14 protein-coding genes are annotated in these 11,485 nt (G+C 31.8%); all 14 read right to left on the bottom strand.

The annotated features are described in order from the left end of the window. Positions 1-165: 165 nt before the first annotated feature. Complete coding sequence (locus LACWKB10_RS05545; protein WP_034979824.1) at positions 166-1,005, bottom strand: hypothetical protein; 840 nt, start codon at positions 1,003-1,005, stop codon at positions 166-168. Next, the gene (locus LACWKB10_RS05540; protein ID WP_034979823.1) at positions 1,005-1,712 is read right to left on the bottom strand and encodes an ATP-binding cassette domain-containing protein; all 708 of its coding nucleotides are present in this window, start codon (positions 1,710-1,712) and stop codon (positions 1,005-1,007) included. The genes LACWKB10_RS05545 and LACWKB10_RS05540 overlap by 1 nt, the downstream gene beginning before the upstream one ends. Beyond that, positions 1,712-2,077: a GntR family transcriptional regulator gene (locus tag LACWKB10_RS05535; protein ID WP_034979822.1), complete on the bottom strand. Its 366-nt coding sequence runs from the start codon at positions 2,075-2,077 to the stop codon at positions 1,712-1,714. Before LACWKB10_RS05535 ends, LACWKB10_RS05540 begins: the two co-directional genes overlap by 1 nt. A 149-nt stretch (positions 2,078-2,226) precedes the next feature. Then, complete coding sequence (locus LACWKB10_RS05530; protein ID WP_034979820.1) at positions 2,227-3,066, bottom strand: hypothetical protein; 840 nt, start codon at positions 3,064-3,066, stop codon at positions 2,227-2,229. Positions 3,067-3,141: 75 nt separating this feature from the next. Then, the gene (locus LACWKB10_RS05525) at positions 3,142-3,969 is read right to left on the bottom strand and encodes a hypothetical protein (RefSeq protein WP_034979818.1); all 828 of its coding nucleotides are present in this window, start codon (positions 3,967-3,969) and stop codon (positions 3,142-3,144) included. Between the two features lie 44 nt (positions 3,970-4,013). Beyond that, positions 4,014-4,823, bottom strand: a complete 810-nt coding sequence (locus LACWKB10_RS05520; RefSeq protein ID WP_034979817.1) for a hypothetical protein — start codon at positions 4,821-4,823, stop codon at positions 4,014-4,016. Then, positions 4,823-5,527, bottom strand: coding sequence for an ATP-binding cassette domain-containing protein (locus tag LACWKB10_RS05515; RefSeq protein WP_034979816.1), 705 nt, complete (start codon positions 5,525-5,527; stop codon positions 4,823-4,825). Before LACWKB10_RS05515 ends, LACWKB10_RS05520 begins: the two co-directional genes overlap by 1 nt. Positions 5,528-5,537: 10 nt before the next feature. After that, positions 5,538-5,891 (bottom strand): GntR family transcriptional regulator, encoded by a 354-nt coding sequence (locus LACWKB10_RS05510; RefSeq protein ID WP_034979815.1) that lies wholly within the window; start codon positions 5,889-5,891, stop codon positions 5,538-5,540. A gap of 76 nt (positions 5,892-5,967) precedes the next feature. Further along, complete coding sequence (locus LACWKB10_RS05505; protein WP_034979813.1) at positions 5,968-6,732, bottom strand: ABC transporter permease; 765 nt, start codon at positions 6,730-6,732, stop codon at positions 5,968-5,970. A gap of 18 nt (positions 6,733-6,750) precedes the next feature. Continuing rightward, positions 6,751-7,506 (bottom strand): ABC transporter permease, encoded by a 756-nt coding sequence (locus LACWKB10_RS05500; RefSeq protein ID WP_034979811.1) that lies wholly within the window; start codon positions 7,504-7,506, stop codon positions 6,751-6,753. A gap of 5 nt (positions 7,507-7,511) precedes the next feature. Further along, positions 7,512-8,399 carry an ABC transporter ATP-binding protein gene (locus tag LACWKB10_RS05495; protein WP_034979809.1) on the bottom strand — a complete coding sequence of 296 codons (888 nt, stop codon included), beginning with the start codon at positions 8,397-8,399 and terminating at the stop codon, positions 7,512-7,514. 323 nt (positions 8,400-8,722) lie between these two features. Beyond that, positions 8,723-9,964, bottom strand: a complete 1,242-nt coding sequence (gene pepT / locus LACWKB10_RS05490) for a peptidase T (RefSeq protein WP_034979806.1) — start codon at positions 9,962-9,964, stop codon at positions 8,723-8,725. Between the two features lie 13 nt (positions 9,965-9,977). After that, entirely contained in the window at positions 9,978-10,775 is a 798-nt protein-coding gene (locus tag LACWKB10_RS05485) for a Nif3-like dinuclear metal center hexameric protein (RefSeq protein WP_034979803.1), read from the bottom strand. After that, a complete protein-coding gene (locus tag LACWKB10_RS05480) occupies positions 10,768-11,451 on the bottom strand; it encodes a class I SAM-dependent methyltransferase (protein WP_034979800.1) in 684 nt (227 codons plus the stop codon). The genes LACWKB10_RS05485 and LACWKB10_RS05480 overlap by 8 nt, the downstream gene beginning before the upstream one ends. Positions 11,452-11,485 lie beyond the last annotated feature (34 nt).

The following is an 11,485-nucleotide window of genomic DNA, read 5'->3' as shown; positions in this document are numbered from 1 at the left end:
TAAAATACACGACCCCGATCAAATATCGAAATCGTGCATTGAGTCTTGCGTAATATTAAAATGTCTAACTTTTTAGTTGCACTTCATTGTCTCATGGGTCTTTTTTGCCTGTTAAAAAGACGCTAAAAATTACTTTTTAGCGTCTTTTAATATGCAAATTTTAATTTATTTTCCTTCTCTTGCTTCAAAAAATTTACTGAAAAGGATTGTATCCAAAAACCAAAAAAGTAAATTGATTACAAGCATTAAAATTAGAGCTAAAGCCAAATCGTCATTTGTTCCTGTGGTTTCTCCCATCATAAATCTAAATGGAAATGAAATTATTTGTAGGCCAATGTTACTGGCTTTGATTGCAAGCCAGGCAACCAAAATAATCACAAAAACTGCAATTATCCGAAAATAAGCTTTGCTGAGAGCTTGAGGAAGGAAATCCAAAAGAGCGCGGCTGGAGTAATTTAAAAAGCTAATAATAAAGTAGCCAAAAAATGCGCTAAGAATAGTCATCATAATTGCTCCAAAGAAGTTAAACATAATTTCCAGGTCAACTTGTTGCAAATGCCGTCCAATATCAGCAAACATTTCGATTATGCTGGTATGAAACTGACTGTCAAAGGTAAATGTCACAGCACTTAAAACAAGAGTACAAATTATTTCTAGTATTACGAATAAAAGCAATGCTCCAAATGAACTTAAAATATTATCAAAATAAAGTTTTTTATCGTCAATTGGTACTAAGCGCCAAGTTTGATTGCCACTGACATGTTCATTTTGAAAACAGGTGGTCAAATAAAATATGCCAGTAAAAAACCATGCTAACACTATAAAAATAGTCAGCCATAAGGTGAAGAAATTAGAAAAAATAGTTCTATTAATGTACACATGATCGTTATTAAAATTGAAAAATGTCATCGCAAAAGAGGCAACTGTTTGAATAATTAACAATAGTGAGATCCATTTGGTTTTCAATCTGAAAAGCACCGTAAAATAGCGATTAAAAATTGCCATTATTCATCCTCTTCTCTTTGATAAAAACTCTCATAAAATTCCTCCACACTTTGATTATCAGCCCTAATTGCTTCAGTCGACTTTTGCATACAAACAGTTTTATTTTTAATAATAACAACTTCATCCAAAACCGCAGCGATTTCATTTACGAAATGATCTGAAACTAAAATAGTGGATTTTTCTTGCTTCCATAAAATTATCGATTTAATGATTTTTTTACGTGCCATAGCATCAATGCCGGAAAAGGGTTCATCTAAAAGATATAAATCCGTTTTTCTGGAAAAAGTTAAAGCAATAACTAGCTTCTCCTTCATACCCTTTGACATTTCAGACAAACGAAGATTAGAACTTAACTTCATAAATTCTCTTAATTCTTCAAATTGCTTCAGATTAAAATCATGGTATAAGATCTGATAAAACTTAACAATATCACTAATTCTTGTTGAATTAGCAAAGCCAGTTAAACTATCTGTGAAAGATAGATGTTCTTTTCTTTCAGCTTCTTTAGTAAAACCGGAAACTTTTACCATTCCACGATAGTTTTTAGCTACGCCACTAATTATTCGCATTAAAGTAGTTTTGCCCGCACCATTTTCGCCAAGAAGAGCAACGATTTTGCCTGGTTTGAGCGTTAAGTTTAAATTATCAATAATTCTTTTTTGATTTTTTCTATAAACCAGATCAGTTATTTCTAAGGAATTGCCCATTATTTACGCTCCTCTTTAAGATATTCAGATAAAGATTTGAGGATTTGTTCGTCAGATACTCCTAAAGAGTTCATACTCTTAACAAACTTATCCAGTTCAGCATTAATCAATTCCCTTTTAGTTTTCTCAAGTAAAGTAGTATCTTCAGTGACAAAATTGCCTTCACCCCTTTTGGTGTACAAAATGCCTTCAAAGTTCATTTGTTGTAAAGCACGTTGCACCGTATTGACGTTCACAGTTAATTGCACTGCTAGTTCACGCACGGAAGGAATTTTTTTACCTGGCTTTAATTTACCGGTAATTATTTGTCGATATAGGTATTGCTTAATTTGCAAGTAAATGGGAATGTTATCTTTAAATTCCACAAGTCCACCATCCTTTGGCCGTAATACACCTATAATACACTATCATAAACTAGATTGTTTTTTTCCGCAAACCTTTTAATTGTTGTAATAACCTGTTTTTTGTAAGAAATTACAAAATTGTAGAAGGAATTTTTTTCTTAACTACTGACTCACTTACGTTCACTGGCTTCATAAAAATGATTGAATAAGAAAACGTTGCTGCCTAACAAAATAAGATCGCAAATTGTGGTTGACAAAATTGCAAAAGGTAAATCACTAGAATAAGCAAGTCCATAATTAGCTGGATTAAATACTGACAAAAGAATTTTGTAGACAAATATATGTTGAATTTTAAAAAAGAACCAGATCAGTACAAAAATTATGAATAAATGGAGTATCTTTACAAGTGCTCCATTAACGTTAGCGGGTACAAAATCTATTATGGACTGGCTAGCAAAGTTAAAGAAACTGATAACAAAATATAAAAAGAAACAACTTAAAATGGCTAAGACAATTGTACCAATTACAGTCCAGAAAACATTGTAATCAAAATTAGGATGCAGATCTATTAGGAAATTATGAAATCCTTGTTGGAAATCTTTATCAATCAAAAAAGATAAGAAAACTAGCATAATTGCAGCAACTACTTCAAGTGCAAGCATGTAAATAAAAGATACAAATGTACTTAAAATATTATCAAGATAAAACTGGCTGTCACTTATTCCAGCTAACCGCCAAGTTTGACTTCGATTAAATTTTTCACTTTGCAAAGGGGTTAAAATGAATACAAATAATATGACAAGAAAGGCTAAGATGACAAAATATAATGTCCATTCTGTTATCAGACCGACATTATTTTTTAGATTTTTTTGAATATGCCAATTTGTAACTTCATAATAAGTAAAAAAGGCACACGCTAATGCTGCGATTAATTGAAAAAAAAGTATAATGTGTAATTTTCTTGTTTTAATTTTAAAAAATCTGTTAAATAACCTGCTAAATTCCGTCATTTTGGACTCCTTATTTTTATTTTTGCTCGCTGACAAATCTTCACTCATGTGAAATTGTTATTATGCCTCTATTTTTTATTCTGCTTCAAAGAAATGCTTAAATAAAAAGATATTAATAACGTACATTATCAAATTAACAACTACAACGATTACATTAAGATAGGGTAAAGTATTATTGTAAGCCGGATTTAAGTTTAAAAAATTCAAAAGGCTACCTAAAACTTGATCGACAAAAATTTTTTCTACTTTGGTAAAAAGCCAGGCTATTACGATAACAATAAAAATATGTAATAGTTTCACAATTAAGCCGTTTGAAGCTACAGGAAGATAATCCATGATGGCTTTACTGGAAAAATTTAAAAAGCTGATCAATAACGAAATGAAAAAGCAACATAAAAGTAAGAGTAGCATGATATCAAAAATAGAACGAATTGTATTCAGTTCAAAATTTGGTCTAAATTGCTTAAGCATTCTTTCGCATGAATTACGAAAAGCGTTGTCTGTAAAAAATGAAACAGTTAGCAAGATACCAGCAACAATAAAGTTAAGAATAATAAAATAAACAAATGTTGCAAATGTGCTTAAACTGTTAGCGATGAAAAATTTTTCGTCACTAATTGCAGTTAAACGCCATGTTTGGCTATGGTTAATCTTTTCATTTTTAACAATAATATAAATGAAAAAGAAAATGACAAAAAAAACACCTAATAGACAAAAGCCCATTAACCAGTCAGGTAAAAGCTCAGTATAAGAATTTAAAAATTCACTTATCTTACCAGTCCCAATTAGCAGACCAAAAACAGAAAATGCAAGGGCACCAATTGTTTGAATTATTAAAAATGAATAAACATTTTTTGCTTTTTCTACAAAGAATCTGCCAAACAAACTTTTAAATGAGGTCATACTCTTTCCTCCTTACTACGAAAATATTATAAAAATATTAGGATTTACTTCTCTTCTGCTTCAAAGAAATGATTGATTAAAAAGACGTTAATGCCAAGCATTATCAAATTAGCAACAAACATCATACCTACAACATATTCTAATCCCGCAAGATCAGTAGCTTTTAGTAAAAAAAGATTTACAAAAGAGTTTATCAATACTCTATAGAGCTTAACAAGCAGTCCCATTAATATGATAATGATGAATATACGAATAAAAGAAATTAAAATATGACTTGATGCTTGTGGTAAAAAACTTAAAATTGCCTGACTGGAAAAGTTGAGGAAACTAACCAAAAAATAAATAAAAAGAGAAGTTAGAATTACCAACAGTATAATACAAATAAAGGTAAGAAATGTGTCAGTATCTAAATTGAGTTCAAACCGCAGATTTTTGCCTAATTGGGGGTAAATTATTAATGACAAAAGAAAAAAAGCAATTGCGATTAACAAATCTAAAAACACAAAATAAATTAATGAAACAAATGAACTTAAGATATTAGCAGCATAGAATTTGCCATCACTGATTGGTGCCAAACGCCATGTCTGACTTCTATTTAAGCGTTCATTCTGAACGACAGTTAAAATATATAAAATAGGTCCAAACAGGAAAGTAAAAGAAGCAAATAAGGCCATCCATCCTGGAAAAAATTCAAGGTTATTGTTCAAATTTAAGTGAAACCTGCCAGAATAAAAACTAAAATAAGTAAAAAAAGCTGATGCCAGAGAACTAATAAATTGCAAAACAACTATGAGATGAACAATTTTGACTTTTCTTTTAAAAAATCTGCCAAATAAATGGTTAAACATGACCATTATTCATCCTCCGCGTCGTATAAGCCTTCATAGTAGTCTTCAACACTCTTATGATGTTCTCGTATCTCTTCAGTTGATTTATGAGCATAAATGGTTTTATCTTTGATAATGACAATTTCATCCAGCATACTGGCAATTTCGTTCACAAAGTGATCTGAAACTAGAATAGTAGAATTTTCTGGTTTCCATAAAATAATTGAGTTAATAATTTTTTTACGAGCCATTGCATCAATACCTGAAAATGGCTCATCTAATAAATAGAGATCCACTTTACGTGAGAATGCAAGTGCAATAATCAACTTTTCTTTCATTCCCTTAGACATTTCTGATAAACGCATTTCTGAATCCAATTTCATAAATTGACGAAGTTGTTCAAATTGTTTTGTGTCGAAATCCTGAAAAATAATCTCATAAAATTTGACAATTTCTTGAATTTTGGTCGAGTTCCCAAAACCTGTTAGACCATCAGTAAATGAAAGGCGAGCCTTTCTTTCGGCTACTTTATTCTCTCCAGAGATATTTACTGTTCCACGATAGTTTTTAGCAATACCACTAATTACTCGCATAAGGGTAGTTTTACCTGCACCGTTTTCACCTAAAAGCGCTACTATTTTACCCGGTTGCAAATTTAAATTTATATTATCTAAAATTGTCTTTAAGTTTTTCTTGTAAGTTAAATCTCTAATTTCTAAAAGATTTTCCATATTAATACTCCTACTTCAAATGATTAGCAACAATTAAATTGATTTGTCCAGATGAAATTCCAAAACTTCTCATGTTCTGAACAAACTTACGTTGTTCAGCAACGATGATGTCTTTTTTTATTTTCTTTAATAATTTTTTATCGTTGGTGACATAATTACCCTCTCCCCTTTTAGTAACCAGAAGACCGGAATTAATCATTTGTCTAAGCGCTTTTTGAATAGTATTAACATTCACTGTTAACTGTGCTGCTAAATTACGTACAGAAGGTATCCTCTGATTCGGCTCAAGTTTGCCATTAATGATTTGTCGACATAAGTATTCTTTTATTTGTATGTATATCGGCAGATTGTCTTTAAAATTCATAATTCTTTTCCAGCTGTATTACATTTATAATACACTATAATATTACAATAAACTTAAAAGTTATGCAATTAATTACTTAAAATCTTTTTCTTCGAAAGATTAAATAGCCGGCAATCACAAAAATAAGAATATAGATTAGACTACCAGTTAAAAGCTCTTGATTGTTCAGGTGGGTAGTTAAAACATACATGCCATAATTACCAAACTGCCTAGTCAAGTCCACCATATTAAAAGGGTTCCATTTCATAATGTTCACCAGTTTGCCTCCATTCATTAGTTCTGAAGAAATGCTTTGACCCATGAATGTAATTAGAAGGCTTGCTGTAATTACAATTGCACTACTATTAATTAGACACGAGAGTAAAAAAACAATAGCAATAATTAACATTGTAGTTACTAAATCTATTAGAGAAGCAGTTACCATGTTTAGCCATACCGGCTGATGATATAGATATGACGCTGACCAGTTAACTTGATAATTAAATATGGTATATTGCAAACAAATTGTATAAAAAAGAGCTAGCAGATGCAGAAAAACATTATATAAAAATAAAACAATATATTTTGATAAATAAACATATATTTTATTAGCAGACTTATATAAAAGTGTCAAAATCGTATTGTTTTGAAATTCCATTGAAAAATACGTGGCACCTACTATCACTAGGATAAACATTATAAAATCAGAAGAATCAAAAGTTAATGTTAAAATTAGCTTTTTACTTTCATCTGCTAAAGCGAAACCGGTAATAAGCATTAGAAAAAATAATATGATAGCTGCGATCCAAGTAATTTTGCGGTGCACTAATTTATATAATTCCTGCTTAATACTATAAATCATTATAGTGATCTCCTCTCTTTATACTCGTCGATGTTTGAATAGATAATATCCTAGAACCATAAAAACTATGCCGTAAACGATATTAGCTATAATTAGTTCAAGACTTGATAAATTCGATTTTAAGCTAAGGCTTGGATTTGATAATTGCTGGGAAATAAAAATCATATTTAAAAAGTTCCATTTAATAGTACTTATAAAATGGGGAAAGGTTTGCATTAATCCTTTGGAAAAGCTGGCACCAAAAAATGCTAGTACAATTCCAAAACAAACTACTACAGCATTATTTTTAACCAGCATAATGAGCATAAAAGATAAGCCAATGCTAAAAAAAGAATAAATCAATGCTCCTGCCAGGTTAGTTACCAGATCATTTAAAAGATTATTACCATTTTTGTTAACTAACCAATCATATCTGCCAGTATTAAAGATCACGCTTAACATCAAGGTAAGTAGAAATGCAATCACTGTTAGGAGAAAACTATAGACTAAGACAACCAAAAACTTGGAAAAGTAAATTTGAAACTTGCTTGAAGTTTTATACTCTAACATAATAATCGTGTTATTCTTGTATTCCATTGAAAAAATTGCAGATGCTTCGGTAATAACTATTAAAGGAATCCACTCATTTGCACCAAATCCGTAGCCAAGGGATTGGCGCGTAATAGGATTAGTAAAAAAGTTGTAAATCATTGTTACAATGAGAATAATCAGACCATACAGAGCAATGTTTTCATACCTGAATTTATAGATTTCCTGTTTAAAGCTTATGAGCATTTTGTCTAGCCTCTTTTCTTTTCCAAGACATCAACTACAATTCGTTCAAGGTTGGCTTCAAACGGCAAAATTTCTTTTAAGTGAACTCCTTCGTTAAATAGCAGATCTTCTATTTTGTATATGTCGTTTTGACTTACTATCAAATAATTTTCATTTTCTGTAAATGTAATCTGGTAAGCAGCAAAAATCTTTTTTGCAAGTTTATTATTTTCAGTAGTCAAATGGTATTTTTGGTGACTAATTTTTTCAAATTCTTTGACCTCTTTATTCAATATAATTTGTCCTCCGGAGATTAAGACAACTCTCGTCATTACTTTTTGTAATTCACTTAAAATATGACTTGAAATTAAAAAAGCTGTTCCTTGATCAGAATATCTTTTGATTAATTTTCTTACTCGAATCGTTGATTCAATGTCAAGTCCGTTCATTGGTTCATCAAGAATTACAACTTGGGGCTGATTTAATAAGGCGATTGCTATGCCTAATTTTTGCTTCATCCCTAGTGAATATCCTTTAGCCTTATTATTAATATATGAATCCATTTGTAATTCAGAAATCAAATTTGCCATATCTTTTTGATCGTGAGCATAAAGGGTCAAATTTTGCATACCAGTAAGAAATGGGTAAATTGCTGGATGTTCAATTAATGCTCCAACACTTGTTAAAGCATGATGGTCATTTTCAGACACATTTTTGCCATTGACCTCTATTTTTCCTTTAAATTTCATTAAGCCTAAAATGGTTTTCATAATAGTTGTTTTCCCAGCCCCATTAGGGCCTATCAAACCGATTATTTCACCAGCTTTAACATCAAAAGTGGCATTATTAACTAGCACTGTCTTGCCCACATAAGTACTAACATTATCAACTCGTAGTGCAATCGCACTTTGCATAGTCGCTCATCCTTTCGCTTTTATCATAGTAGTGAACTAGATAAGTAATACACTAGTATGATAAAATAAATAATGAACTTTTGCAAGTTGTCTTTTGTCTTAGAAAAATTTAAGTGTTTCACAAATTGTCAATATAAAATTTTAAAAAGAAAAAAGGCACATAAAACCATTTTTGATAATGATCCTATGTACCTAAATTTAAATTTCTATTAATTGTGCATAATTTTACTAATTTTTTAGAAGTTAAATTTTCTCCATCAGAACAAGATTTAAGCTTTTAATTATTTTAATAAGAAGTATTAAAAACAGTCGTTTTTGTTTCACTATTTATTGCTATTTGCATTCAACTCTATCATTTTAATCATTACATCTACTGCTTTCGCCATAGATTCAAGCACAGTATATTCAAATCGTCCGTGCATATTTTCTTGTCCGGAAAAAAGATCTGGACAAGGTAGACCTCTGTAAGTTAAAAGTGAACCATCAGTGCCACCCCTGACAGGGTCCTCGTTGATCGTAAGTCCTTCAGCCTCATATGCTTTTCTAGCTAAGTTAACAATTTCCATATGGTCTTTTAGCACATCAGCCATGTTATAATACTGATCCCTCATCTCGAGTTTAATTCTTTCGGTGCCAAATTCCTTATTCATTTGATTAATGATTTTTTTAACCTTATTTTTGCGATTTTCAAGACCGTCCCTTTCAAAGTCACGAACAATGTATTCCATTTGCGCGTTGTCAACCGTTCCAGCGAAATGGGTTAAATGATAAAAACCTTCTCGTCCAGCTGTTTTTTCAGGAACCTCATTTTGCGGAAGCTGATTTTGAAAGTTAATACCAATCTGAATTGCATTAATCATTTGATTTTTTGCCACAGATGGATGAACATTTACCCCTTGAATATCAAGGGTAAAGGTTGCAGCTGAAAAGGTACCCCAATCTAACTTACCCGGAGCCCCACCATCAACGGTAAAAGCGAAATCCGCTCCAAATTCATCAATATCAAAGTGCTGTGCGCCCATTCCAATCTCTTCATCAGGAGTAAAGCCAAAGCGAATTTTACCGTGTTTTATTTCTGGATGATCTAATAAGTATTCTGCTACAGTAACAAGCTCTGCTACTCCACACTTATCATCGCCGCCAAGAAGTGTGTCTCCTGAAGCTGTAATAATAGTTTGTCCCGCATATTTTTTCAAATTTGGAAATTCGGCAGGATCTAAATAAAACTGTGAATCACCCAACTGAATTTTAGATTTCCCATCATAATTCTCGTGAACCTGTGGTCTGACATTTTCAGCATTAAAATCAGCAGTATCACAATGAGCTAAAAGTCCCATTACTGGAACATCATAATCAACATTCGCCGGTATTTCAGCAATGACGCAGCCTGATTTCTGATTATAATGCACATCAGATAAACCCAATTTTTCCAGGTCAGGCAGAATATATTCTTTTTGAAAAATTTCTTGTCGCTTTGTCGAAGGAAAACGATCAGAGTGCTCATCAGAGCGTGAATTAACTTTGACATATTTTAAAAATCTAGGTAATAAATTTGGATATTTCATTGTCTCTCCTTAATTAAAATAAATCTTGAAATGGGTTTGTAGAAACTTTTGATTCTGTGACATCAACATCCCATGAATTTTCTTTGTTCCATTTAAGCAACTTTTGAAAAATTTTTTGTTTAAATATTTTTTCAGTATAGTGCCCTGGATCAACTACTGTCAAACCCGCTGAAATCATATCATGTCCCGTATGGTAGTATACATCGCCTGTGATAAATGCATCTATTTTTTCTTCTACTGCTTGATGCCAATATTTCCCGCCGTCACCACAAATAAAGCAGACAGAAGAAATCAGTTGCTCATTATCAGCAGTAATTAATCTTACCATCTTTACGTGCATTTTGTCTTTGACATAATAAGCAAATTCTCTAGCTGAAAGAGGCTGGGCTAGTCTACCCTTACGCCCTATAGCTATGCCATCTTCATCAGGACAAAATGGTTCAACATCTTTTAATCCCAGTTCTACAGCTTGCCAGTCGCTTGACCCATCTTCTGCTTTATCAGAATTAGTATGAATAGAATAGACGGTAATTCCATGAGCAATAATTTTGCCATACATCGCATATTGGGGATTAGCAAAATCAAGATTTTGAGCTGGACGAAACATTAACGGATGATGACTAATGATTAAATTTGCCCCTTTTTGTATTGCTTCGTCAACTACCTGCGGTCTGACATCTAAGGTAGTTAGAACCTTGTTCACTTTTTGCTTCATCGAGCCGATTTGAAGACCAACTGGATCACCTTTACTAGCTATTTCTTCTGGAAAATGTTGCTGTAAAACAGCTATTATATCTTCTACTTTAGTCATTTATTTCTTCCTCGATCATTTTTATTTCTGACTCAATTTTGTGCATATAGACCAAATCTTTTTCTTTAGCCTTATTTAAATTAAGCAGTAATTTCTTGTGATATGCAAGTTGACCTCGCCATTTTTGATAAAAAACTTCATTTTTTTCTGTTAAGATTTCTGGACCAAAAAATAGTTCTTTTTCTGTCAATTTGACAATTTTATTAGTTTTTTCTGCCTTAATTAGTTCGTATGTGTGTCCTGCTTCAGCAATAATTTTTTCTCTTTTTATTTGATAATTATGATTCATTAACCAGTTTCGGACACCGGGCTCACCTATATTTGGCTCAAGGATTAAAGTTTTGAAAATAGAATCTTTTAGCCAAGCATCATTTAAAATCTGCGTTATTAACTTGCCGCCCATTCCGGCAATAATTACTGTATCAATTTGATCAGCAGAATTAATAGTATCAAGTCCTGCCCCAAGCCTAGTTTCAATATTCCCATCTAAACCAGCAGCTGCTATGTCTTTTTTCGCATTCTCCAATGGTCCAGCTGCAACATCACTAGCAATAGCAAACTGAATCTTATTTTCTTTCACTAGTTGAATTGGTAAATAGGCATGATCTGTACCAATATCTGCAATGCGTGCACTCTGGTCAACCATTTGTGCCAATGAGTTCAATCTTAAGTTCATTTATATCCTACTTTCTTCATAATAAAATTTTAGC

It is taken from the genome of Lactobacillus sp. wkB10 (assembly GCF_000760615.1).
GTDB lineage: Bacteria > Bacillota > Bacilli > Lactobacillales > Lactobacillaceae > Lactobacillus > Lactobacillus huangpiensis.
Note: the sequence above shows the minus strand (reverse complement) of the source record. Positions and strands in the feature narration are given on the sequence as shown.